Below are 25060 nucleotides of genomic sequence, written 5' to 3' on the forward strand. Positions count from 1 at the left end.
TTTGGTTTTGGTTATTAATCTATTGTAATTGTTATCGTTTCACTGTTGTTAGTTGAAGCGGTATTTTTATTTTTGAAATCATCTTTCACTTCTTCCTCCCAGTTTTTATTTTTAATGGTTTTCACGCTGTCTATAATTATTTCGGAATTGATAATTTCTGTAGTATCTCCTTCTTCAATTATCTCTTCTTTTTCTTTACAGTCAAGGCATTCTGCTTGGTTTTTCAGAATTCTGAAATAATGTGCTTCGTTGTCCCAGTCGCTCAATTCAGCAAAATCTGAATTAAAGCTGTAATAGGAAGTTGTGTTTTCTTCGGAATAAACAACCGTTCCTTCAGGCACATATACCGTTATTTCAATTTGCTGATCACGGTATTTGTTTTTGGTATCCGTTATGAAGAAACCATCGAGCATCAAGCTGTTATTTTCAAAAGTAAATTTGTATTCTATTGCTTCGGCGCGTTTCTTTGCATCAAGATGATTATTTCCTTCAGCAGTTTTTTCAATGACTATTTTGCCGATAGAATCTTTTGTGGATTCAATGTTCAGAATAATATCACTTGAATAGATTACTCTTTTGTCATCTTCAGTATATTTTAATTTCAAACCATTTTCACGACTCACTTCATAACTGAATTGTTTATCGGCGCGCATCGCGATTCGTAATGTATCTCCAGTGCGCACCCCAATGGCTTGCTCCTCAATATAATTTCCATCATAAGCTTGTTCAGTGGCTTGTTTTATTCCCAAAACAGCCAAACCAATAACAGATAATGCCCAAACCACAATGAGCAATATTTTTACTGTAGAGCTCATCGATTTTAGATTGCTGATTAAAAGTTTTAATCCTAAAATAAACAATACAAAAAATGGAATTCCTATAGCAAACAGAGACAATAAAGCTATTAACCACAATGGGACATTGGTTGTATCAACCAAAGCTATGTATTCAGTTATTTCAGAATTACCCCAAACATCTATGGAGCCAAAGGTGAAAAAACCTACTACGAGTCCAATAATTGTGGAAAGCGCAACGATAATGATAAGTACCCCGATGAATTTTGCGAATACTTTGAATAGTGTGACAATTAAGCTTCCCAAGCTGTCAAAAAAGCCAGAAGCGCCACTCTTTATTTTGTTGCCGTATTTGTCATAATCTACATTTTTTACACGGTCGGCAACATTGTCAAAACTCTCTTTAAATTTACGTTCAATGTTTGAAATATTTACTGGCTCGCCAGTCATTTTCAATTTGTCAGAAGTTGTCAATGCTGGTGGAACCAGTATCCATAGTAATATATAGATTACTATTGGTGATCCCATTCCGGCTACAACCAGAAGCACCCATAAAAGACGGATCCAAATGGCATCAACGCCTATATAGTGTCCAATTCCAGAGGAAACCCCAGAAATATACTTGTTGTCAACATCACGGAAAAGCTGTTTGTGGGAAGCATTTGTACGTGATTTTGTGTATGTTTTTGAAGTTGGTGGAACATCCTCGAATATTTCGTCATCAACCTCATAATCTTCGGGCTGGCCCATAACTGCAATTACTTCGTCAAGTGTTTTCAGTGTTACAACTTGGGTTGGACTTTCAATCTTTTCAGAAAAAAGTTCGCCTATACGGGCTTCTATGTCCTGCATTATTTCTTCACTTCCGTCAGCACCTTTTAGCGATTTACGGATGGCGTCTAGGTAGCGCGAAAGTTTCCCAAAGGCATCTTCGTCTATATGAAAGGAAGTGCCTGCCAAATTTATGTTTACTGTCTTGTTCATTTTGTGTTTTTTTCGCTGGTTACTTTGTTCACGGCCTGTTGCAGTTCGCTCCAGGTTCCGTTCAATTCGGTTAAAAATAGTTTACCGGTTTCGGTAAGTTCATAATACTTGCGTGGCGGTCCACCGGTGGATTCTTCCCAACGGTATGAAAGCAATCCCGCGTTTTTAAGCCTTGTGAGCAGCGGATAGATTGTGCCTTCCACGACAAGCATTTTTGCGTCCTTTAGGGTTTCAAGAATGTCTGAAGTGTATGCCTCGCCGTCTTTTAGAACGGAAAGGATGCAGAACTCCAAAACCCCTTTCCGCATCTGCGCTTTTGTGTTTTCGATTTTCATAATTCCTTTTTACTTGTTTTTAATTCCTGTTCGTAATTGATGATGAATGAATAAGGAAGCGTGCTTGTGGTTTCTTCGCATTGTTGATGAGTCAATACGCTAACAGTTTCCTGTTCCTTCGGCATGCTTACGCCTATAAACTGCAAAATGGCAGCCAATAGGTAACTAACTAATGTGCTCATTTTGAATAGGGTTTAGATTGGTTTTTATAAATGGTATGCTAAGCGGATATTTATATAATAGACCTCTTGAAGCGTGAATGGAAGCATTTATCACTGCGTAAAGCTCAAAAACGAACAATCCCAACAATAATAGAATAGCCAAACCAAACAGCAGTATATACCCCGAAAGATTCTGAATGTTGTTTACAGAAAACGCTCCTGAATTGTGATCAATGGTTTCAATCAATGAAATAAAATCCGTGGCGAAAATGATAAAGAAGGGAAGACAGATTAAACCTATTAATACAGTATATACCAAAACGCTCAACTGAAAATTGATAGCTTGTTTTCCATGCTCGTCCACAAATGTTTTCTCTTTATTAAATGTCCAAATCAATAACGGAGCAATAAAATTTGCAAATGGGAAAAAGTATTTTAAAAAGGTTGACAAGTGAATGAAAGCACTTGTGTTTTTTTGATTCTCAGAGATTGTAGTTTCCATAGCTTGTTATTTTCTTATGCAAATATATGTCTAAAAGACAGTAGTATGTTACGCATAGTACTATAATTAACATATATTTAACAAATAGGAAGTCATTAATTTATTGAATATCTTCGTAGAATATTTTAAAGAAAATGAAACTTAGCCCTAGTAAAATCAATACTTTCTTATTGTTTAATTTGCCTTCCGCATACCTTACAGGCGTACGTGTGAAATCTATTTCAGAAAACACCTGCTCAACTACTGTAAAACATAGATGGATCAATCAAAATCCATTTAAATCTATATTTTGGGCTGTACAGGGAATGGCTGCGGAACTTAGCACTGGAGCAATGGTGATGGTAGCTATTAAAGAAAGCAATAAAAATATATCTATGCTTGTAGCAAACAATAAAGCTACATTTTCCAAAAAGGCTAGGGGAAGAATAATCTTTAAGTGTAATGATGGCCAACTTATAAAAACCGCGATCCAAACAGCCATAAGTTCCGGAGAAGGACAAACTTGTTGGATGAAATCTGAAGGAAGAGATTCTAGTGGAGACTTAGTCTCTACTTTTGAATTTGAATGGACTGTAAAAATTAAAAGATAGATGTCAATGTTTTCGATAGCTATAAAAGGACATTCGGCTCGTTAACAAATTTTTAACAGTTTTAAATCTAACACAAAGAGAATTTTATTGGCATTTATTTGTTATATTTAAATCAGATTAATTTAAAAACCCTTTGCCTATTATAAAAAGCTACTTAATTTTTTACTAAACCTCAATTAGCTATGGCAAGAGCGATGTTTGATTACACCAAAGCTGTACTCTCAAAAGTAAGTTTTGACGTAAATTTGTTTTGCAAGGAATTGAAAAAAGCGTTAACCAGATTGCTTCCCTACGAAGTAGAGGAGCTTAAGCTCTGGGTTGATTCGCTTATCAAGCAGAACCCCCAATTAAATCAATGTCTAATCTATCTAAACCCATAAAAGAAGCCCCTCTGAGAAATCAGGGGGATTTTTTTGTTTTCGAATCCTTTGGTAGTTAGGTCATTGAGTTATTAAGTCAGCAGTTTTTTAACTTACCACTGTCTACTTTTTCGTTGGACTGATAATTTTCACATCCTGAAAAGCGATGGCACCACGTATTACACCAGAAATAATATCCTGCAATGCATTAATAATTTGCATTTTCAGTTCACTTTTACTGTAAATTAAACTTACCTCACGTGCTGGTGATGGCTCCTTAAAATACTTTAAATTTTTAGCTTGTTTGGGGAGAATATCTAAGGTATGCAGATAGGGCAGGAGCGTCATTCCCAAACCTTCGTCTGAAAGTTTTACCAATGTCTCAAAACTGCCACTTTCCAATTGAAACTTATCTTTGTTGTTGTTCTTAGAGACTTTGCAAAGATTAATTATTCCGTCGCGGAAGCAATGCCCATCTTCTAGCAATAATATGTCTTCAATATCGAGATCATTAATTTCCAGCTTTTCTCTTGAAGCCAGACGATGGTTTTCTGGAATGTAACCCACAAAAGGTTCGTAATACAATGGCTTTTCTTTTATTTTCTCCTGTCCCAGAGGTGTGGCGGCAATAGCGGCATCCAGGTAACCGTCATTAATTTTTGTAATGATTTCATCTGTATTCAGCTCTTCAATTTTCAACTGTACTTTTGGGTAGCGGTTTGAAAAATTTTTCAGAAACATAGGCAACAATGTTGGCATTATGGTAGGGATTATACCGAGTTTAAATGTACCGCCTATAAATCCTTTTTCTTGATCTACCACATCCTGCATCCTTTCAGATTCATTGACGATATTCCGGGCTTGTTGCACAATTTTTTTACCAACACTGGTAAGTTCAATGGGTTTTTTACTTCTGTCAAATATTAAAATTTCGAGTTCATCTTCTAATTTTTGAATTTGCATACTTAACGTGGGCTGCGTAACAAACGTTTTTTCAGCAGCTTTTGTGAAATTTTGTTGTTCGGCTACAGCCAAAACATATTTAAGTTGGGTGATTGTCATTGTAAATTTTGTTTATGCAAAGATAATATTTCTATCAATATAATTTATTGGTAAAATTTGAATCAAGACTAAAAGGAATCAAGAACCACGACTAAAAAAAACACCAGATCACGACTGAATCGAAACAGGATAACTTATGAAACGAATTTAACGTGGCACTTCAAAAATCAACAATCGTCAATCAACAATCGTTGATCAAAGCAGTCCTCTCGCCTTTATTTCCAAATACTTGTTTATGGTGTTTACAGTGAGATTTTCCGGCGCGGTAAGTATAGATTGAATGCCGAATTTGTGAAGCTCGTTTACAATCAGTTTCTTTTCATAAATGAATTTCTCTGCAATCGTTTTTTCAAAAACTTGGTGGGTTGTGTTTGCCTTTTTGTTCATAAATGATTTCAGCTCAGTATTTTCAAAAAAGATTACCACCAGCAGATGTGTTTTATTGATTGCTTGTAAATACGGCAACTGACGGTGCAAAGCATCCATAGTTTCAAAATTGGTATATAGCAACAACAAGCTTCTTTGTTTAATATGACGCTTCACATCTACATACAAACGCGAAAAATCACTTTCCGCAAAATCGGTTTCCACATTGTAAAGTGTTTCCAAAATAAGGTGCATTTGTGCGCTTCTTCGCTGCGCAATCACACGGTCGTCAACTTTTCGGGAAAAAGTAAACATTCCCGCTTTGTCATGTTTTTTCAATACAATGTTTGAAATAACGAGCGTAGCATTAATTGCGTAATCCAGCAAACTGAGATTATTGAAAGGCATTTTCATCACCCTTCCTTTGTCTATCACAGAATAAACAGGCTGTGACTTTTCATCTTGAAATTGGTTCACCATTAAGCTGCTTCGTTTTGCAGTAGCTTTCCAGTTTATATTCCGAACATCGTCGCCTGAAGTGTAATCCTTAATTTGCTCAAACTCCATTGTATGGCCAATTCTTCGAATTTTTTTAAGTCCGAAAAGTTTTAGCCTATTTGTAAAAGCAATAAAATCATACTTTTTAAGCTGAAGAAAAGACGGATAATTTGGAACCATCGCTTCCGCTGAAAATTGTTGTTTCCTAGCAACCAATCCTAAAATTGAGGAAGAGAAAACATTTAGGTTTCCAAAGTGATATTCGCCCCGCTCCGTTGGTCGTACTTGATAAGTAAATTTCTTTTCTTCGGAAGCATTTAAGACCGCTTCAATTTTAAAATCCCGAATCTGCCATTGAATGGGCAATTCATCAATAATTTTCACGGAAGTCTTAAATTGAAATCTATTTACAATTTTAATTTCTATAGAGTTTTCATCGCCATTTGATAGTTTTTCAGGTAAAATTCGTTGTGCCTGAATTCCTGTTTTATTTCGATAAAGAAGCAAAACATCAAAAACAAAAGCCACTAAAAGCAAATAAAATAAAAGCCTAGCGACCCCGAACAATTCCTGAAAGAAGTACGAAACCACAAACAAGACTGCAAGCGAAAACAAAACGATAAAAAATCGTTTTTTTAGGTATAAGCTTTTAAGGAATTTCTTCACTTTTAGTTATTTCAATTTAAAACCCTTCGACTTTGGTTTAATTTTTTACTAATTACCCATTATCTCGGAATTTCAATGGTTTCAATAATTTGTTGCACCACTTTATCAGCCGTTATTCCTTCCATTTCGCGTTCTGGCGTAAGCATAATTCTATGTCTTAAAACTGAAGGAGCTATTTTTTTAATATCGTCTGGTGTTACAAAATCGCGACCGTTCATTGCAGCCAAAGCTTTGGAAGCATTCATAATTGCCAGTGATGCGCGTGGCGAGGCGCCAAGAAAAAGATTGGCGTTTGTTCGCGTATTGTCAACAATTGCCGCGATGTATTTCAACAGATTGCTTTCAATAATTATTTGTTTTATAGTGTGTTGATATTCTGCAATTTGCTTTGCATCTAGCACTTGAACTACACTATCCAAAACAAAAGCGTCTTTCCGATTGTGCTCGTTTTCAAGAATATGAATTTCTTCCTCTAAACTTGGATAAGGCACATTTATTTTGAAAAGAAAACGGTCCAATTGTGCTTCCGGCAAGGCGTAAGTTCCTTCCTGTTCCACAGGGTTTTGGGTGGCGAAAACCAAAAATGGTGGCTGCATTTTATATTCGGTACCATCCATTGTTACTTGGCGTTCTTCCATTATTTCGAAAAGTGCCGCCTGTGTTTTTGCGGGTGCTCGGTTTATTTCGTCAATCAGAACAATGTTTGAAAAAATAGGTCCTTTTTTGAATTCGAACTCGCTATTTTTCACATTGAAAATTGACGTTCCCAAAATATCACTTGGCATCAAATCTGGTGTAAACTGAATTCTGCTGAAATCTACTGCCAGCGTTTTTGCCAATAACTTTGCGGTCAATGTTTTCGCAACGCCCGGCACGCCTTCAATCAAGGAATGTCCATTTGTTAAAATTGAAATGATGAGCATTTCCAACATATCATGCTGCCCAACGATTACTTTGCCAAGTTCGGCTTTGATTCTTTCGGTCGCTTCCTGTAGATTTTTTAAATCGATTCGCGAATTGAATTCTAACGGATTTTCCTGTGTTTCTTCCATAACCTTATAGTCTAAATGCTTCTATTTGCTTGTTCAGTTCCAGTAAATCGGCTTCGCTGTGAACAGATTTTTCTTTTAAATGTTTTATTAAATGCATCAATTTTTGGGTCTTTTCAAAAGTGTTTCCACTTTTCAACGCCAGTTTTTTAATGAAATCTTCTGTTATATCATTCGTGTTCAAAAAGTATTTTGAACGAAGGGTTTCCATAAAATAGGTAATTTTCTTCGCAATAATATTGCTGTAATCTTTATGCTGAAAATATAAATCGCCAATGGTCTTGGTGAATTCCACCGAAGTATTTTCCAACGGTTCCATAACTTCCACAATGCGCTGCTCGCGTTTTCCTTTGAAAAGTACAAAAATCAACAATCCTCCTAGCAAAACATAATACGCCCAAGTGAGCGGAGCTTGATCCAAAATAAACCGCATTGGTGAAGTGACTACTTTTCGACCGGATTTTAAATATTCATCCCAGTAAATTTTGTCCGCATCAATATAGGAAAATACGTTGGCTGCGTATTGTTCGTTGCCTTTCAGTAAATAATAATTTGAAAATGTTTCGGGTAAATAATGAAGTAGAAATTTTCCTTTTCCGTAATTAACTTTTATATAATTAATTTCTTCCAGTTTTGGGCTTTCGGATTCGTAATAGCCCAATGCAGTAGTTTTTAATGTGTCAATTTCAATGAAAGAAGCTTTAAAAACACCTTTTTTAAAGGATGGAAGTGAGTCCTGTTTTAATGAAGGTGAAAAGAATTTTGGATGAATTTCTTCTTCGAGAATATTGTAAACTGTAGCTCCATAAATCTGAAGTGAATCGGCTAAGATACTTCCAAAACTACGCGATGAAACAAATACAGTATTTCCATTTTCAACATATTTTAAAATTTCATCAGCTTGTCTTTCATCAAATAAAATTTCGTCATTGATGAAAATATATGCGGAATTTTGTGCGTAAGTGCTGTCTACCAAAAATTCATAAGGGTCTTTTATAACTTTTTCGATTTCAGCATTTTTGAATAGCGTAGGGGCCTCTTCAAATAACACAAAATTGCCCAAAGGAATTTTGTCTGAAGAAATATAACTGGCGCGCCAATCGATGGGTTTTGGACGCACGAGTTCTGTAATCAAGATGCCCAGCAGCGCAATTCCGAAAACCCAAAGTACCCTTTTTGAACGTTTATCCAGCATTTTTCAAGTTTTGGTTTAAGCGTTCAAAATCTTTTTCGGCATTCTCAAAACCCGCTTTGTCCAGCGCAAACTCACCATACCAAATGTTGTCGTATAGATAGGAGGCCTGTTTGAAACTTTCCTTCAAACTTTCACTTTCAATTTCGCGGTAATAATCGCTGTTGGTTTTTTCAAAATGCCAACTGATTATATTATTCAGCGACAGCAATTTCAGAGATTTCAAATACATATACCGAATAGCCAATCTGTAATTTTCTTCCTTTAAAGCATTTTTTATGTAGCTGTCCAAATCCACATTTTCAATATGTTCCTCTTGAATGTTTAAGGGAGCGACCATTTTGCTTTGTTTGCTAAAAAAAGAGGAGGCATTATCGCCAACGAGCAATTTCACCAAAATATAAAGTGCAAAAACAATGAGCATTCCGTAAATAATGAATTTTATAATTTGGTACATTACTGGCGAAATATCTATACCAAAAACTTCTCCAAGTTTTTTGAAAAACCAATTAATTGCACGCTCCAAAAAATTTTCCGCCTCGCCTTCCACAGAGTCGTAATCAAAATCACTCCCTGAATATTTTTCGGATAAATTTCCAGAAAAATGTTTTTGCACAACTTTGCTGCTATCCACAGTAACGGTAAGGCTATCCTTTCCCGACGCGGTGGCGGCGAGGGTATTCAAAAGAAAAAATAATATGAAGGTGAATCTATTCACCAGCGCCAATGTTATCAATACGTTCACGCGTGGCTTCGTTGTAAGTCTCTTCGTGAAGGGAATAATATAGTATTCCGTTTACAAATTGCGAAAGTGATTGGTTAATTGTATAAAGAATCAAAAGTAGCGAAACGGCAAGCGTCCAAACAATATTAGCCATTGGTGAATTAGCGAGATCTACGCCTGTGTCTAAAGAATGGAAGGCGTAAATGCCTATCAAAATTCCTGGAATCATCAAAACAACCATCATCAAAATTCCGAGAAGCAATCCAATAACAAGGTTTGAAAGCACACTTTTCCAAAAGAATTTTTTCATTAGTTTCCAACCTTCACCGAAAGCGTCGGTTACTTCTTTGTTATCGTTTATCATCGCCATAAACGAAAGCCCCATCCAACTCATATATGCTAAAATCATTATATAATACGCAATGCTACCTAAAAGAGGAATGAAGGAGATAATTACGCCAACCACCATTAGTGCGATGTACATAAACACCGCCAAAATGACGAAGAGGATTATTTTCCCAAGGTTTTGTTTTACCATTTCCCAAACCTTTCTTTTTTCCACAGTTTCGCCTTTATTCTGCTCGTATTGAATCATATAAACCGCCGCAAGACTGTAGTTTAGGAGCGCGGTGATAAGAAATAGAATTAGAAAACCCACGGCTCCTGCTATAAAATAAACTTGATAATTTGAAGTATTGGCGCCTATTCCATAAACGGGAGTGTTCACAAAAGTGCCAACAAAACCAGTAACCAAAAGATAACTCACCCCCAAAAAACCGAGAATAAAAATTCCGTTGTAACTGATGAAAATATTTAAAAATGGCTTGAAATTCTGTTTAAGAAACTCGAAGTAGGTGGTTATCATTTCGCCTACATCGCGTTGCTGTTTAAGCGGTATATGTTTGTGTTGCATGCTTTTTGTTGAGGATGATTGGATAAATAACGTAATAAAAAATAATAAGTGCCAAGGAACTAAAAATAATGGTCATTGCCAACCAAACTGGCATATTGCTGTAGCGGGTTATAAACCCTTCAATAAAACCCGCAATAATGAAAAAAGGAATCGTGCTCACCACAATTTTGAGGCCGTCCTTTGCGCCTTTCAGAAATGAAACTTTCCGTGAATATGTTTTGGGGAAAAGTATGCTATTGCCCATCACCATTCCCGCGCAGCCAGCAATAACGATAACCGAAATTTCAATAGTCCCGTGAAGCCAAATACTTTTTGAAGCTTCAAAAAGTAAATCGCGGTTGTAAAAAAAGGTGAAAAATGCTCCGAGCATTACGCCATTGCTGAACAGTAAATAAGCCGTTCCCAAAGAAGTAATCACTCCAAAAGCATATGCTAAAAATGCTACGCGAATGTTGTTGATGGTTATTCCCAAAAATGTACCGATTTCACTGCCGCTTTTGTAAATAGCGGTTGGGTCGCCTTTGTCAATGTTGTTCAACGTTTCGTTTACGTAATTATCACCCAAAATCAATCGAACAAAAGAATCGTCATTCAATGCCGAAATTGCACCAATAGCGGTTGCTATTGCAAATATTAAAAAAGAAAAAAGCAACATTCGCTGATGCTGTCTGAAAAACAGCGGGAACTCATATTTCCAAAAACTAACGATACGGTTTTTGGTTTCTTTTTTGTTTTTATAAATTTTTTGGTGTGCTTGTGAAGCAAGCGAATTTAAATACAGAAGCGCCTTGCTATCAGGGTAATATGTTTGCGCATAGGCAAGGTCGTTGGTTAGTTGGATGTAATGGTCGGCAAGCTGATCCGGACTTATTTTTGAATTAAGTGTGATTGCCTTTTCAAATGCAATCCATTTTTCCTTATTTTGCTTGACGAATGCTGCTTCGCGCATCTTCTGAAATTTTCGATAAATATAACCACTTGCTTTTACATGGCAAACTTAGAAATCAATACTACACAAAACGTAAACCTAGACTACAAAATAGTAAGTGTAGGGGAGCGAATTCTTGCGTTTTTAATAGACCTCTTCCTGTTTTTTGTGTATTTCTATTTGGTTGAATTGGCCACGGAAGCTATGAATATGGCCTTTAGTGACAATTGGACCGTTTTTGGGCTGCAACAACTACTACTTTTGCCAATAATGTTCTATTCACTTTATATGCATATACTTTTCAATGGAAGAACAGTGGGAAAGATGGCAATGAAAATCCGAGTTGTAAAAGTGGACGGGAGTCCTGCTCGTTGGAGCGATTATATGATTCTGTGGCTACTTCGTTTGGTAGATATTTGGATATTTTTGGGCTCTATCGGATTGCTCTCTATTATTTTTTCAGATAAACGGCAACGGGTTGGCGACCACGCTGCGGGAACGGTTGTAATAAGTACTAAGAATAAAGTAAAAATAAGTCATACCATTTTAGAAGAAATAGCTGAAGATTACCAACCGAAATTTTTAAACGTAACCAAACTGACTGATAAAGATGCGCGACTCATTAAAGAAACTTATCTTATCGCAATAAAATCAAACGATTTCAAAACATTGAATGCACTTAGGAAAAAAGTGGAAACCGTATTAGAAACCGCATCTGATTTATATGATAAACAATATATAGATACTGTTTTACGCGATTATAACCATTTTACACAGAACATGTGAAACTGATACTTATAATAGATATTTTAGGAACCATCGCGTTCGCTATCTCTGGAGTGCTTACTGCGCTGAACAAGCGTTTGGACCCATTTGGGATTTTGATAATCGCTTTTGTAACTGCAGTTGGCGGTGGAACATTGCGCGATATTCTTATCGACGCTCCCGTTGCCTGGATGCGTGATTTGACTTATGTTTATGTAATTTTTTTAGCAACGGTGTTGGCGGTTATTTTCAGAAAAAGATTAAACCATATTCGCCGTTCCCTGTTTTTATTTGATACCATTGGGATTGCACTTTACACCATCGTTGGGGTAGAGAAGGGGATCGCAGCAGGTTTTCACCCTATAATTTGTGTTGCTTTAGGAACAATGACGGCCTGTTTTGGAGGTGTTATCCGTGATATTCTTTGTAATGAAATCCCGATTATTTTTAGAAAGGAAATTTATGCCACCGCCTGTATTTTAGGTGCGACTGCTTATTTCCTGCTGCACGCTACCCCAATATCAGAAAATTTTATTGTTGTTATTTCAGGATCAATAATATTTATTGTTCGGTTGCTAGCTGTTTATTTTAAGCTTTCCTTGCCTAGTATTTATAGGAAGGATGAAATACAGGATTGATTTACTCAACTACCTTCGCAGTAATATAAATATTCTGCAAAGGCCAATCCCCATCATCCGCTTTCACTTTTGAAATTTCTTCCACTACGTCCATTCCTTTGGTTACCCTTCCGAAGATGGTATATTTTCCATTTAAATGGGTTGTAGAGGATTTTGGTCCGAGGAAGATGAAAAACTCGTAAGGAGCAGTTCTGTTGTCTGGATTTTCACGATATTCCTTGGCTCCGGAAACCGATCCATATTCGTGAATGCGACCGGGAATAATTTCTGCCGGAAGTAAATATTTATTTCCCAAAGCGACACGTTTTCTTGGGGTTGAAACAATATCGCTGTTTCCGGCTTGGATAATAAAATTAGGAACAACACGATGGAAAAAAGTTTCATCAAAATATTTTTGCTTTACCAAATAAATCATATTGGCTCGATGCAGCGGGGTGTCTTTGTAGAGTTCAATTTCAATATCGCCAAAACGGCTTGATATTAGAACTTTAGTTTCGGGATTATTTTTTCCGTATTCGGTTAAAAAAGAAACTACATTATTGTTCGTGATTTCAGGATATGCTATAGAATCTTTCTTTTCGGTGTTATTTTTTTGATTACTGATCGAAGTAGAAGTATCGATTTCAACTTCGTTTTCTATTTCGTTTTCATTTTGGGAAGCCTTTTTCTTATCTTCACAACTTCCGAAGAACAGAACAATTCCCAGGCAATAAATAAACAACTTCATCATAAATGGATTTTCGCGATTTTGAAAAACGGATTGTAAAAGTAACAAAAATGGAACTTCCGGGCGAAGCGATCCAATTTAAAATGGCACCCATAGAACGTTTGCAAGAATTGAAAAGAGTGGCCCGAGAAAAGAACACTGCAAAGCAGGCTGGCGTAATGTCGCTTTTTTACCCTTCTGAAGATTATGAAACACGGCTGATTTTGATTCTCCGGAAAACATACAAGGGAGTCCATTCCGCCCAAGTTGGTTTTCCCGGCGGTAAGATGGAAGCGCAAGATGGAACCATTCAGGATGCAGCACTACGTGAAACCGAGGAAGAGGTTGGGGTTTCGCGCAACACTATTTCAGTATTAAAAAAACTTACTGAAATTTACATTCCACCGAGCAATTTTTTTGTGCAACCTTTCTTGGGAATAACTTCAGAATTACCAAAGTTTGTTCCACAGGAAGAAGAGGTAGAAGCACTTATAGAAGTAACTTTACTGGATTTTATGAATGATGCAAACATTATCACCCAAACGCTTTCCACATCATACGCCACTAGCATTGAAGTGCCCGCCTTTAAACTAAACGGACATATAGTTTGGGGAGCTACAGCAATGATGCTCAACGAAGTGCGTGAATTGCTGAAAATGGTATTGTAAAAGCATAATTTAGTATATTTGTGAGATTGAAATACGAAATACAAAACAGGAAGTACGAAATGGTAAAAACCTAACTTTGAAACTGGTTACTGCGTACTGAATACGGATTACTGAATACTGAAAAATGAGTCTCTTCAAAAAAAACCCATTCGGGCATATACTTTTTTTAAAACTCTGGTTAATACGGATTGCTGGTCTTTTGACCCATAGGCGATTTAAGGGTTTTAACGACTTACAAATTCACGGAAGTGAGATTTTAAGAACACTTCCCGAGAAAAACGTACTCTTTGTGAGTAACCACCAAACATATTTTGCAGATGTTGCTGCAATGCTTCACGTTTTTAACGCCAGTTTAAGCGGAAGAGATGACAGTATAAAAAATGTGGGCTATTTGTGGCGACCAAAACTCAATATTTATTTTGTTGCTGCAAAAGAGACTATGAAAGCAGGTTTACTACCAAAAATCTTAGCATATACGGGTTCTGTTAGTATTGAGCGCACTTGGCGTGAAAAAGGGAAAGATATAAATAAACAGGTTAAAATGAGTGATGTGAGCAATATAACCAAAGCGTTGAACGATGGCTGGGTTATCACATTTCCACAAGGAACAACCAAACCTTGGAGACCCATTCGCAGAGGAACTGCGCATATCATCAAAAAGAATAAACCCGTGGTTGTACCGATCGTTATTGATGGTTTTAGAAGATCTTTTGACAAAAAAGGCATTCGAATAAAAAAGCGCGGCATTCTTCAGTCAATGGAAATAAAACCTCCGCTGGATATTGATTATGAAAATGATACCATGGATGAAATTGTTGAAAAATTAGAGTACGCAATTGAACAACATCCTTCTTTTCTAAAAGTAATTCCAACTACTGCAATTCAAAGTGAAGAAGAGCTCAATAAAGAGCGGGAGTGGAGGTATTAAAATATATGTTCAGTATTCCGAATCATTTGGCAGTTTTGCACCGCAGATAAACGGAATACTTATCACTTTAAACTACTACTTTCTTCAGACCTCTATCTTCTTCAGCTCTTTATAGTTTTTGTGAAGTCTTCGCAACAAAATTCCATAAACAATTCTGTAAAACAACAGAACGAAACCAATCATTACAATTCCAAAAAGGATTTGAATAACAAAGAACATTTTCATGAACCTTTCCTGTGAAATGTTTGTTATGCCGTAATCTTCAGTCATAAACCTAAAAACAATATCTTGGTTTACGTAGTAATAAAAATTGATACCGATTATTAGTAAAACCGAAGCCGTAACGTTGTAAATCACAAAATACTTGACAGTTTTACGGGTGCGCAAAATATTTTTCATCAAGTCTTTTATAGAATCTGTAGTTGAAATTTTGCGATAGTTTCTGTAAAAAAGGAATATAAAAAAACCAAAAACAGAATAGTTCAGTACATTAACCCCTATCAAGATGTTATGCAACCCAATGTCATCACTGAACTTGGTGCTAGATTCTGGTACAAGAAAGGAAAGTAACGTCCAAAAAAGAATCTCGGCAATACTTATGTAGAATATCCACTTCACTATGGAAGAGGATTTTTTCAAAAGCATTTTATAGATGTCGTTATAGGACAAATGCGGCAGCACCTGCTCTTGGCTCTGCCATTGTTTTTTTAATATTTCTAATTCATCCATAGTGGGTTACGGATTTATAATAGTTCGTAATTTTTCCTTTATCCTGTTCATTTTTACTCTCGCGTTAACTTCGGTTATACCAAGTGTTTCTGAAATTTCTCTATAATTTTTGTCTTCCAAATAGAGAAACACAAGGGCTTTGTCTATATCGTTTAAATCTTTTACGGCACTATACATTAATTTTAACTGCTGTTCTGCAGTATCATCATAAGGCTCTGCGGAAATCTTAAAACTAACCCCTTCAAAATCTTGTGTTTTTATGCTGCGCTTTGATTTTCTATAAAGTGTAATTGCTGTATTTAAAGCCACTCGGTACATCCACGTACTGAACTTAGAATCACCCCGAAATTTCGGGTAAGCACGCCAAAGCTGAATGGTTATTTCCTGAAACAGGTCGTTGTGGGCGTCGCTGTCGTTGGTGTATAACCTACAGATTTTGTGTACGATGTTTTGGTTTTCCTCCAGTTGGGAAACAAAACCATGTTCAAGTTCTTGGTTCAATGGTTTTTTGTTGGCTTTTTTATTAGTGTTCTTCTGAATTGCTTTGTTACAAAAATCTTAAAAAATAAGCGAATTCACGGAACAAATCGTACTTTTATGCATTATAAAAAAACGATGAATATTCCTGAAACTGGCACTCCCCGAATTGTAGTTATAGGTGGTGGATTTGCTGGGATTTCTTTCATAAAAAAGCTGAAAAAAGAAAAGGTACAGATTGTACTTTTTGACAGACATAACTACCACACTTTTCAACCTTTATTGTATCAAGTTTCAACTGCCGGTCTTGAACCTGATTCCATAGCGTATCCGCTTCGGAAAGTTTTCAGAAAAAGCATGGATTTTCACTTTAGGATGGCTGAGGTTGAAAAAATTGATACCGAAACTTCTACCATTTTTTCTTCCGTTGGGAGCCTAAGATACGATTACTTGGTAGTCGCAACAGGTACTCGGACCAATTTCTTTGGAAATGAAAGTATTGCTCATAACAGCATGCCAATGAAAACGGTGCCTCAAGCGCTGAACATTCGCAGTTTGATACTTCAAAATATTGAACAGGCCGATATTACAGTTGATGAAGTGGAACGAAAACGACTACTGAATTTTGTAATCGCTGGCGCAGGACCAACCGGAGTTGAGCTTGCTGGAGCTTTGGCTGAATTCCGAAAAGGAATTTTAGAAAATGATTACCCCGAACTCGATGAAGAGGAAATGAACGTTCACCTTATAGAAGGACAGAACCGGGTTTTGCCGCCTATGAGCGAAACCGTTTCAAAAAAAGCGCAAAAATTCCTTGAAAAGCTTGGGGTGCAAATTCACTTGGAAACATTTATCAGTGGTTATGATGGAAAAACGGTAACCACAAAAGATGGTAAAAAGTTTGAAACTGCTACATTTATTTGGGCTGCTGGAGTAACAGGAGCACTCATTAAAGGGATAAATGGTGAATCGTTGGTTGAAAGAGTAAACCGTTATAAAGTCGATGAATTTAATAAGGTAAATGGATTTGATAATATTTTCGCGTTAGGAGATATTGCTTTGATGGACTCCAAAGAATATCCTAAAGGGCATCCGCAAGTTGCACAACCCGCTATACAACAGGGTAAGAATCTTGGGAAAAACTTTAGAAAAATGCTTCATGGTGATAAAATGGAACCTTTTAAATATTTCGATAAAGGAACCATGGCCACCGTAGGAAGAAACAAAGCCGTAGTTGACATTGGCAGAATGCACTTTGGTGGTGCCATTGCCTGGTTTTTATGGATGTTTGTTCACCTTTGGTTTTTGGTGGGCTTCAGAAATAGAGTAGTTACCTTTTTCAATTGGACATATAGTTACATTAACTATGATCGGGCGGCACGATTAATTATTCGTCCTTTTAAAAAAAGTTAAGGATTACAAGTTGCACGTTAAAAGATATTAATCAGGTGAAACCTGAAATTTACTGAACTTTTACTGGAATTGGTCCACCATTAGATACCCAGCCGCCACCAATTTCGTCAAGATTAACATCCAGCTCGTCCGTGGTTTCAATCTTTTTTATATTAACCTTAACTTCGTCATAGGTGTCAACGCTTTTTAGGTTTACGTTCAGTTCATCGTAAGTGTTGATATCCACCAAACGTACGTCCATTACTTCGTTTACGGTTTTTGTTTCAATATTTTCAGAAGCGTAGGCCGAAGGAAAAATTTCAAAATCCTTTATCACATTGATCGTTAAACAAATGGCAATGATGGTCAGGATTGTTTTTGTATACTTGTCTGTTTTCATAATTTGAGTTTTAAAATTCAGTATTTTTTAATTCCTAAATACTTATTAGCAGTTTTTGTATTTATCGTGAAGGCCTACACCTTGCTTTATCATTCCGGAACACTTTTCAAGGCGGTTTTGTTGGGTTGCTTCGCGTTTCGCTTCTCCAATATATTCGGCATATTCACGCTGTTTGCCAGACGTTAAATTGTTATAGCTTTCTTTTAAAATTTTGTCCTTCGCCATTGCATTTCTGAAAATATCGGGAATGGAAACCTCTTTTTTCTTGACTGGTTTCATTTCCTTTCCAGCTTTGGCATTGACGATTGCTTCTTCAATATATTGTAAAATGAGTTCGGAATCAATTTCATCTTCTTCCTCAAATCGCCACTGTCTAAGGGCTTTTGTTATACCTTCCTGGGCATTGATTAGTTTATTGTGTTTGTCTTTTAAAAACACCCCTTGATGGAACCAAAGCGCCATATGGTTTTTAAAATCTGCCATTGCAGCAACCATCTTTCCATCCAAGGTATATGTGGGTTTCCCCCATTTCACTTCTTCTTTCAGTTCTGTTTTTTGAAAAACTTCGCGAAGTTGCTGCAGTTTTTCTTTCCACTTAGTTTGATTTGCTAAAAAAGCATCTACTTTTTGAGAATCGGTCATTTTGCTTTGTTTTCTTCCGAAGATACAATTTTTCCATTTTTTGTTTCAGAAAAAAATAGAATTGAATTTTGGTGAAAAGTCACTAAAATTAAATGTTCAAGAACTTTTCAATTCCGAAAATTATATTTCAAAATATTTTATTTGTTGATAAATAAAACAAATTTATTGTTTATAAATAAATATTTATCTAATTTCGCAATGTAAATCTAAATCAATTTAAAATGAAAACAAATGTTATAATGAAAGTAATGAATATTATATTCTGGATAGTATTCATTGGTTTATGTATTAAAACTGGAGCGCTTCTTGTCTCTTTTTTTGTGACCCTTTTCATAAATTCGAATGGGGCGGAAGATACTTATATGGGGCTCGACCTTTTAGATGTGTACAATTTTAACGTAGAGTATTACATTGGTATAGCCAGCTTTTTAATAGCGTTGACGGCAATGAAGGCTTACCTTGCCTATCTTGTTATAAAACTTTTTATGAAGTTCGATTTAAATTATCCCTTCAATGAAAAGACAGCTTCGCTAATTACACAAATGAGTCATTATGCCTTGAGCATTGGTGTTGTGGCTATAATTGCGGAAAACTATGGAAACCGTATAATGAGGCAGGGAATTACATTACAAATAGACTGGGGTGCGGAGCAATTCCTGTTTTTTGCCGGTATAATTTATATAATAGCGTTGGTCTTTAAAAAGGGAGTAGAGATACAAAACGAGAACGAACTAACCATTTAATTATGCCTATAATAGTAAATCTTGATGTAATGATGGCCAAACGAAAAATGTCATTGAATGAGCTTTCCGAAAAAGTAGGATTGACACTCTCTAACCTTTCCATTTTGAAAACTGGAAAAGCAAAGGCCGTACGTTTTAGTACACTGGAGGCCATTTGTGAAGTTTTGGAATGTCAGCCTGGAGATATTTTGGAGTTTGTTGAATGAGTTTTTTCTTCCGAGAAACTTTATCATATAACGAAATTCTACAATTGGGTAATCCATTTTTACAATTCAGTTTGTTTTTTTCTTAAAAGATATACCGAACTTTCATCTTTGAACTGAAAATTAAAACCAACCAATCCATGAAAATTTCAGTCATTACTTTTTTAACTCTTTTTCTACCCTTTTTCTTTTTTGGTCAAAACCCAGTTTCGGGTACGGTCACCGACAATAGTGGAGTGCCTATAATTGGCGCAAACGTATATCTGGATGGTGCTTATGATGGAGCATCTTCCGACGTTAATGGAAAATTTTCCTTTGAAACTTCAGAAACTGGTACGCAAACCTTGATCATCTCATATGTTTCTTTTGAACCATATAAACTGACCGACGATGTTTCAAAAATGCAAAACCTAAAAATCACGCTTCGGGACGATGTTAATTCTTTGGAAACCGTAACCATTTCCGCGGGCTCCTTTTCTGCTGGTGATAATAGCAAAATATCGGTTTTGAAACCTTTAGATATTGTAACCACGGCAAGCGCATTGGGCGATTTTGTGGGTGCACTGCAAACACTCCCAGGAACTACAACCGTTGCAGAAGATGGGCGTCTTTTTGTTCGCGGTGGCGATGCTAGTGAAACCCAGATTTTTATTGATGGCATTCGCGTTTTCACGCCTTATAGTCCAACGACTGATAACATTCCGACCCGAGGAAGGTACAGCCCCTTTCTTTTTGATGGTATTACTTTTTCAACTGGCGGTTATTCCGCTGAATACGGACAGGCGTTATCATCTGTCTTGCTTTTAAACACCATTGACGAGCCTGCGCAAGAAAAAACGGATATTGCCATTATGAGCGTTGGTGGGGGACTGGGGCATACTGAAAAGTGGGAGAAAAGTTCTTTGAGTTTGAATGCTTCTTATATAAATCTCGCGCCCTACATTGCAATTCTTCCAGATAGAAATGATTGGCAAAAACCTTTTGAAACGGCTTCAGGCGAAGCGGTTTTTCGTCAGAAAATAGGAAATGGGCTATTGAAAATTTACGGTGCTTTTGATACTTCTAATTTTGCACTTACGCAGGAAGATGTTAATCAGTCTGAGGGCGTGCATTTTAAATTGAACAACCAAAACTTTTATACAAATGCCAGTTATAGCGAAGTATTGAACGAGGGTTGGACGATATTCGGAGGCGGAAGTTATACTTATGGAAACACAAAAGTGGGCATTGATGAAGCAGAGATAAAGGATGTAGAAAATTCGGCTCATCTTAAATTGAAACTAAAAAAACGTTTCAGCAATCGATTTAAACTGGACTTTGGTGCGGAACAATTCGTTACCGGTTTCAATGAGAATTACGACGAACCCAATTTTGCCGTAAAGCTTGGTTTCAACAATAATATTTCAGCAGCTTTTACCGAAGCGGATATTATTTTTTCAAGAAAAATGGCTTTAAAATTAGGTGTTCGCGGGGAATATAGTGAACTGTTCAAAGAATTGACGGTTTCGCCACGAGCTTCGTTCGCTTACAAAACGGGTAAGCACAGCCAGCTATCATTGGCCTATGGCGATTTCTTTCAGCAACCAGAAAATGAAGTGCTTAAATTCACAAATGATTTAGAAGCGCAACACACACAGCACTATATAATGAACTACCAATATGCTGCCAATAACAGGATTTTCCGTGCTGAAATTTACAAAAAGCAGTACAGTAATCTTGTGACTTATAACGAAGCAATACCAGACGTAAACAGTGTATTTACTAATAGTGGCGATGGTTACGCACAGGGCTTAGATTTGTTTTGGCGAGACAACGAAAGCATCAAAAACGTGGATTATTGGGTCAGCTATTCCTATTTGGACACCGAACGGAAGTATAAAAATTTCCCTTTTGAGGCTACGCCAAGCTTTGCAAACACGCACAATCTTTCTGTAGTCGCAAAATATTGGATCAGCGATTGGAAAAGCCAAATTGGTTTCAGCTATCAATACGGAAGTGGACGTACCTATACAGACTTGAATGAGCCTGGGTTTCTTCAGAAAAAAACAAGAGGATATAACAGTTTGAGTTTGAACTGGGCGTATTTGCTTTCGCAGCAAAAGATTCTATATTTTTCAATAAATAATGCCTTCGCTTTTAAAAATGTGAATGGGTACCAATATGCAAATACGCCAGATTCCAATGGAAATTTTGCCCGAAGAGAGCTTCGCCCCGCAGCAGACCAGTTCTTTTTTGTGGGATTCTTTTGGACCATTAGTGATGATAAAAAGGATAATCAGCTTGATAATTTGTAATAATTACAATTCAGTCATTAAAAACTACAGTTGGGTGTTTCCAATTTTATAAATCGATGATTTTGAAAGAAATTTGAATTCAATAATAACCAATTAAAAAATAAACCATGCAAAACATAATCACTTACCTCACCCTCTTCTTTACCGTTTTGGTAATGCAGGCTCAGACTGAAACAACAACCGTAAATGCAGATGCGGCACCTACAAAATATCAGCAAGGAATGCAAAAAGCCTTCCAGCTATGGCAAGACGACAAATCTTGGGAAGCCGCAAATGTTTTTGAAAGAATAGCTACAGCAGAGCCAGATAATTGGCTTCCGCCATACTACGTGGCTCAAATAAACGTAATAAACAGTTTTACAGAAAAAGACGGAACAAAGTTGAAAGCACAATTGGATAAAGCACAGAATTTCATCAACGATGCCACGGCCATTTCTAAAGACAATCCAGATTTGTTGGTTTTGCAAGCACAATTATACACTGCGTGGATTGTTTTTGATGGCCAACAATATGGAATGACCTATTCTGCAAAAGCATCTGAACTTTATAACAAAGCTTTGGCCTTGGCGCCAAACAACCCCCGAATGATTCTGTCTAAAGCCGAATGGGATATGGGCGGGGCAAAATATTTCGGTCAGAGCGTGGAGCCTTATTGCAAGGACATCCAAAGAGCCATAGATCTTTTTGCTACCTTTAAACCTGCTGGTGAATTTTACCCCACCTATGGAGAAGAGCGTGCCAAACAAGTCCAGGCGGAAAGCTGTAAGTAATATATTGCCATAATCTCACTGATTTTGGCAAAAAACAAATCTCAATTTTAAGCAATGCGAATTTTAAAAGATCTTGGTAAGGCACTGTTTGTAGGCTCGTTGGTATTTATAGTTATAGGGATTATCGAATACATAAACGGTCACACCTATTCCAATGGATATGAGCTGCTCATTGGTTTTTTATACAACCAAATGTATTCTGTGGTGCTTTATATGGTGAATGCCTACTATTTTGGGTTTTTATTGAAACAGTTTCCGAATGCTGTTTTTAAAGTCAAGAATCTTTTCAAAGGGCTTTTGGGAGGAGTTTCTATCACACTTTTAAGTCTTTTTTTGTTACGGGTTTTCACAGAAGTTGTTATTGATGGAAGAAATTTTTCAGAATTTATTGCTTCGGAACTGGTTCAGAATTATTATATATCCTTTGTAATATCTGTGGTAGTAACCTCTATTTTTTATGCTGCGTATTATTATCGTAACAAACAGGAAAAAAGAGTAACCGAACAAAAAATAATTGCTGGTACGGCATCGGCAAAATTTGACGCGCTGAAAAACCAGCTGGATCCACACTTTCTCTTCAATAGTTTGAACGTGCTTACCAGTTTGATTGAAGAAAATCCAGAAGCTGCAACGCGTTTTACAACATCGCTTTCTAAAGTATATCGTTATGTTCTGGAACAGAAAAGCAAGGAGTTGGTTACGCTGGAAGAGGAATTGAAATTTGCTGAGCTCTATATGTCGCTTTTGGCAGTAAGGTTTGAGGATAGCATCGTTTTTACAAAGCCTTCAAAATTGGAGAACCCACAAGCAAAAGTGGTTCCGTTGTCGCTTCAGCTTTTATTGGAAAATGCTGTAAAACACAATCAAGTAATGCCTTCCAAGAAACTTTATATAACTATTTCTGAAGAAAACGGAAATTTGATTGTGACCAATAACAGCCAACCCAAACAGGTTTTAAAGGAAAGCACAGGCGTAGGGCTACGAAACATTCGCGATAGGTATGCGCTTTTAACAAAGCGTCCCGTAATTATTAATGAGAACCGAAAAGAGTTCAGTATTTCCATTCCTATTCTGGGAGAAAACATTCAAATTATGAATACAGCAGATACATTTATTTCAGAAAAAAAATATAAGCTTGCCAAAAAGCGGGTTGAGAAACTGAAGGGATTTTACATTCACTTGGTGGTCTATATACTTTTTTCCCCTGTTTTTATTTACTTAAATTACATTTCACAAGCAGGCTTTCCATGGGCACTCTTTCCTATTGTGGGTTGGGGTATTGGCGTTATGGGCCATGCTGCTGAAACCTTCAATTACAATCCCTTCTTCGGAAAAGATTGGGAAGAAAAAAAAATACGTGAGTTAATGGATAAGGACGAATAAATTACGGTTCATCCTATAAATAGCACGGTTGGGAAGGTTCTATTTTATATTGGTTTTCAGCTGCTTTACTTTTATACTATTATTTAAAAACAACTATTATGGAAATTGAAAATAATAAAGACAGCAAATATTTTAAAGCGAAACGTCGCGTTGCCGAAATAAAGAAATTCTACAGCAGTTTAATGTTTTATGTCATCTTTATCGCTGCGCTAGCAGGTTTAAACTATTATGTGAATGAACTGCGTCACCCTTGGTTTTTATGGGCAGCTTTTGGATGGGGAATTGGCATTTTCTTTCAGGCAATAAAAGTATTTCAATGGACACCTTTTATAGGGAAAGATTGGGAAGATAGAAAAATGAAGCAATTTATGGAAGAAGAGGAAAAAAAGAATAAAAATAACTCACACTAAAATGGATTATTCTGAAAACATAAAACTGAGAAAAGCCCAAAAAAAAGTAGAGATACTAAAAGGGTTCTATAGTCATTTGCTGGTTTATATTGTTGTGAACATAGCCTTATTTGTTGTGAGAGGCCATGTGTTGGAGTTTTTTAAGAACCAGTCTCCGGATAAAAATTTTATAGAATGGGTAGATTGGAATATTCTAATAGTTCCTGTTTTTTGGGGTATTGGCTTACTGTTTCACGCAGCGAAAGCTTTTCAATATAAATTGAAGTTTATAAAGAATTGGGAAGAAAAACAAATGGAAAAATTTCTTAAATAAAAAATTGAAATGGAAACCAAAAGCAGCATTGCTTATTTAAGAGCAAAGAAAAAATTGGAAACACTGAAAGGTTTTTACAGCCACTTGGCAGTATATATCCTTGTGAACACTGGAATGATACTTGTTTCAGCAAATGTTTTTAATTCTGAAAAAATTGACTTTAACGATTGGAGCAACTATGTTACCGCATTTTTCTGGGGCTTTGGCATAGTGTTTCACGGACTTTATGTTTTTTACGTAATGAATATTGAAAACAATATTTTTAAACGCTGGGAAGAGAAAAAAATAAAACAATTTTTGGACGAAGATCAATAATGAAATACGAAATATACTATTGAGTTTTTTCATCAACTGATTAAGCCTAAAATAAGTTGCCTTTTTTCATCATTGAATTTAACATGAAAAAAGAGAATTTAAAACGTACTTTCGATTTGTCCTTAAAGCTTGATCTGATAAAGCAGATTGAACGCGGTGAA

General features: G+C 36.4%; 31 protein-coding genes. 15 read left to right on the plus strand and 16 right to left on the minus strand.

Translation table 11 applies throughout. The annotated features are described in order from the left end of the window. Positions 1-14: 14 nt before the first annotated feature. The 4 genes from ESU54_RS15670 to ESU54_RS15685 are packed head-to-tail and all read right to left on the minus strand — an operon-like array spanning position 15 to position 2776. Positions 15-1778, minus strand: coding sequence for a PspC domain-containing protein (locus tag ESU54_RS15670; protein ID WP_111845393.1), 1764 nt, complete (start codon positions 1776-1778; stop codon positions 15-17). Next, positions 1775-2113, minus strand: coding sequence for a PadR family transcriptional regulator (locus ESU54_RS15675; RefSeq protein WP_111845394.1), 339 nt, complete (start codon positions 2111-2113; stop codon positions 1775-1777). The genes ESU54_RS15670 and ESU54_RS15675 overlap by 4 nt, the downstream gene beginning before the upstream one ends. Next, positions 2110-2295: a hypothetical protein gene (locus ESU54_RS15680; RefSeq protein ID WP_111845395.1), complete on the minus strand. Its 186-nt coding sequence runs from the start codon at positions 2293-2295 to the stop codon at positions 2110-2112. The genes ESU54_RS15675 and ESU54_RS15680 overlap by 4 nt, the downstream gene beginning before the upstream one ends. After that, positions 2279-2776, minus strand: a complete 498-nt coding sequence (locus ESU54_RS15685; protein WP_111845396.1) for a DUF4870 domain-containing protein — start codon at positions 2774-2776, stop codon at positions 2279-2281. Before ESU54_RS15685 ends, ESU54_RS15680 begins: the two co-directional genes overlap by 17 nt. A 134-nt stretch (positions 2777-2910) precedes the next feature. Between ESU54_RS15685 and ESU54_RS15690 the strand changes: the two genes are divergently transcribed. Continuing rightward, positions 2911-3366, plus strand: a complete 456-nt coding sequence (locus ESU54_RS15690; protein ID WP_111845397.1) for a DUF4442 domain-containing protein — start codon at positions 2911-2913, stop codon at positions 3364-3366. 182 nt (positions 3367-3548) lie between these two features. Beyond that, the gene (locus tag ESU54_RS15695) at positions 3549-3746 is read left to right on the plus strand and encodes a hypothetical protein (protein WP_111845398.1); all 198 of its coding nucleotides are present in this window, start codon (positions 3549-3551) and stop codon (positions 3744-3746) included. Between the two features lie 102 nt (positions 3747-3848). Here ESU54_RS15695 and ESU54_RS15700 read toward each other — a convergent pair whose 3' ends face one another. The 7 genes from ESU54_RS15700 to ESU54_RS15730 form a co-directional block, all read right to left on the minus strand. Continuing rightward, positions 3849-4787, minus strand: a complete 939-nt coding sequence (locus ESU54_RS15700; RefSeq protein ID WP_111845399.1) for a hydrogen peroxide-inducible genes activator — start codon at positions 4785-4787, stop codon at positions 3849-3851. A gap of 195 nt (positions 4788-4982) precedes the next feature. After that, positions 4983-6317, minus strand: a complete 1335-nt coding sequence (locus ESU54_RS15705) for a DUF58 domain-containing protein (RefSeq protein ID WP_111845400.1) — start codon at positions 6315-6317, stop codon at positions 4983-4985. 59 nt (positions 6318-6376) lie between these two features. After that, positions 6377-7369 (minus strand): AAA family ATPase, encoded by a 993-nt coding sequence (locus tag ESU54_RS15710; protein WP_111845401.1) that lies wholly within the window; start codon positions 7367-7369, stop codon positions 6377-6379. A gap of 4 nt (positions 7370-7373) precedes the next feature. Beyond that, positions 7374-8561: a DUF4350 domain-containing protein gene (locus ESU54_RS15715; RefSeq protein ID WP_111845402.1), complete on the minus strand. Its 1188-nt coding sequence runs from the start codon at positions 8559-8561 to the stop codon at positions 7374-7376. Beyond that, positions 8551-9276 (minus strand): hypothetical protein, encoded by a 726-nt coding sequence (locus ESU54_RS15720; RefSeq protein WP_146848146.1) that lies wholly within the window; start codon positions 9274-9276, stop codon positions 8551-8553. The genes ESU54_RS15715 and ESU54_RS15720 overlap by 11 nt, the downstream gene beginning before the upstream one ends. Next, entirely contained in the window at positions 9269-10195 is a 927-nt protein-coding gene (locus ESU54_RS15725) for a hypothetical protein (RefSeq protein ID WP_111845404.1), read from the minus strand. Before ESU54_RS15725 ends, ESU54_RS15720 begins: the two co-directional genes overlap by 8 nt. Next, positions 10170-11144: a stage II sporulation protein M gene (locus ESU54_RS15730; protein ID WP_111845405.1), complete on the minus strand. Its 975-nt coding sequence runs from the start codon at positions 11142-11144 to the stop codon at positions 10170-10172. Before ESU54_RS15730 ends, ESU54_RS15725 begins: the two co-directional genes overlap by 26 nt. Before the next feature lie 39 nt (positions 11145-11183). Between ESU54_RS15730 and ESU54_RS15735 the strand changes: the two genes are divergently transcribed. Both ESU54_RS15735 and ESU54_RS15740 read left to right on the plus strand, forming a co-directional pair. Next, positions 11184-11909, plus strand: coding sequence for an RDD family protein (locus ESU54_RS15735; protein WP_111845406.1), 726 nt, complete (start codon positions 11184-11186; stop codon positions 11907-11909). A gap of 2 nt (positions 11910-11911) precedes the next feature. Then, entirely contained in the window at positions 11912-12526 is a 615-nt protein-coding gene (locus ESU54_RS15740; RefSeq protein WP_394348878.1) for a trimeric intracellular cation channel family protein, read from the plus strand. A gap of 1 nt (position 12527) precedes the next feature. On the opposite strand, the gene ESU54_RS15745 is transcribed toward ESU54_RS15740, so the two are convergent. Beyond that, a complete protein-coding gene (locus tag ESU54_RS15745) occupies positions 12528-13256 on the minus strand; it encodes a peptidylprolyl isomerase (protein WP_111845408.1) in 729 nt (242 codons plus the stop codon). 2 nt (positions 13257-13258) lie between these two features. Between ESU54_RS15745 and ESU54_RS15750 the strand changes: the two genes are divergently transcribed. After that, on the plus strand, positions 13259-13900 hold the full coding sequence (locus tag ESU54_RS15750; protein WP_111845409.1) for an NUDIX hydrolase: 642 nt from the start codon (positions 13259-13261) through the stop codon (positions 13898-13900). Between the two features lie 124 nt (positions 13901-14024). Next, the gene (locus tag ESU54_RS15755) at positions 14025-14828 is read left to right on the plus strand and encodes a lysophospholipid acyltransferase family protein (protein ID WP_111845410.1); all 804 of its coding nucleotides are present in this window, start codon (positions 14025-14027) and stop codon (positions 14826-14828) included. A gap of 84 nt (positions 14829-14912) precedes the next feature. Here ESU54_RS15755 and ESU54_RS15760 read toward each other — a convergent pair whose 3' ends face one another. Both ESU54_RS15760 and ESU54_RS15765 read right to left on the minus strand, forming a co-directional pair. Next, positions 14913-15557, minus strand: coding sequence for a hypothetical protein (locus ESU54_RS15760; protein WP_111845411.1), 645 nt, complete (start codon positions 15555-15557; stop codon positions 14913-14915). 6 nt (positions 15558-15563) lie between these two features. Then, positions 15564-16058 (minus strand): RNA polymerase sigma factor, encoded by a 495-nt coding sequence (locus tag ESU54_RS15765; protein WP_111845412.1) that lies wholly within the window; start codon positions 16056-16058, stop codon positions 15564-15566. Between the two features lie 114 nt (positions 16059-16172). On the opposite strand from ESU54_RS15765, the gene ESU54_RS15770 reads away from it, so the two are divergent. After that, positions 16173-17447, plus strand: a complete 1275-nt coding sequence (locus ESU54_RS15770) for an NAD(P)/FAD-dependent oxidoreductase (protein WP_111845413.1) — start codon at positions 16173-16175, stop codon at positions 17445-17447. A gap of 49 nt (positions 17448-17496) precedes the next feature. Here the strand turns inward: ESU54_RS15770 and ESU54_RS15775 are convergent, their stop codons facing one another. Together ESU54_RS15775 and ESU54_RS15780 are read right to left on the minus strand one after the other, a co-directional pair. After that, entirely contained in the window at positions 17497-17826 is a 330-nt protein-coding gene (locus tag ESU54_RS15775; RefSeq protein ID WP_111845414.1) for a hypothetical protein, read from the minus strand. Positions 17827-17871: 45 nt separating this feature from the next. Beyond that, the gene (locus tag ESU54_RS15780; RefSeq protein WP_111845415.1) at positions 17872-18468 is read right to left on the minus strand and encodes a YdeI/OmpD-associated family protein; all 597 of its coding nucleotides are present in this window, start codon (positions 18466-18468) and stop codon (positions 17872-17874) included. Between the two features lie 221 nt (positions 18469-18689). Between ESU54_RS15780 and ESU54_RS15785 the strand changes: the two genes are divergently transcribed. The 8 genes from ESU54_RS15785 (at position 18690) to ESU54_RS15820 (ending at position 24899) form a co-directional block, all read left to right on the plus strand. Beyond that, positions 18690-19211, plus strand: coding sequence for a DUF2975 domain-containing protein (locus ESU54_RS15785; RefSeq protein ID WP_111845416.1), 522 nt, complete (start codon positions 18690-18692; stop codon positions 19209-19211). A 2-nt stretch (positions 19212-19213) separates the two neighbouring features. Further along, entirely contained in the window at positions 19214-19417 is a 204-nt protein-coding gene (locus tag ESU54_RS15790) for a helix-turn-helix domain-containing protein (protein WP_111845417.1), read from the plus strand. Between the two features lie 137 nt (positions 19418-19554). Next, a complete protein-coding gene (locus ESU54_RS15795) occupies positions 19555-21708 on the plus strand; it encodes a TonB-dependent receptor (protein WP_111845418.1) in 2154 nt (717 codons plus the stop codon). Positions 21709-21815: 107 nt separating this feature from the next. Then, positions 21816-22478 carry a tetratricopeptide repeat protein gene (locus tag ESU54_RS15800; RefSeq protein ID WP_111845419.1) on the plus strand — a complete coding sequence of 221 codons (663 nt, stop codon included), beginning with the start codon at positions 21816-21818 and terminating at the stop codon, positions 22476-22478. Positions 22479-22532: 54 nt separating this feature from the next. Then, positions 22533-23861: a 2TM domain-containing protein gene (locus ESU54_RS15805; protein WP_111845420.1), complete on the plus strand. Its 1329-nt coding sequence runs from the start codon at positions 22533-22535 to the stop codon at positions 23859-23861. Between the two features lie 98 nt (positions 23862-23959). Next, the gene (locus ESU54_RS15810) at positions 23960-24271 is read left to right on the plus strand and encodes a 2TM domain-containing protein (protein ID WP_111845421.1); all 312 of its coding nucleotides are present in this window, start codon (positions 23960-23962) and stop codon (positions 24269-24271) included. Position 24272: 1 nt separating this feature from the next. Further along, complete coding sequence (locus tag ESU54_RS15815; RefSeq protein ID WP_111845422.1) at positions 24273-24584, plus strand: 2TM domain-containing protein; 312 nt, start codon at positions 24273-24275, stop codon at positions 24582-24584. Between the two features lie 9 nt (positions 24585-24593). After that, positions 24594-24899, plus strand: a complete 306-nt coding sequence (locus ESU54_RS15820; RefSeq protein WP_111845423.1) for a 2TM domain-containing protein — start codon at positions 24594-24596, stop codon at positions 24897-24899. The last annotated feature ends 161 nt before the right edge of the window (positions 24900-25060 follow it).

It is taken from the genome of Aequorivita antarctica (assembly GCF_007997155.1).
In the GTDB taxonomy this organism is placed as follows: Bacteria; Bacteroidota; Bacteroidia; order Flavobacteriales; family Flavobacteriaceae; genus Aequorivita; species Aequorivita antarctica.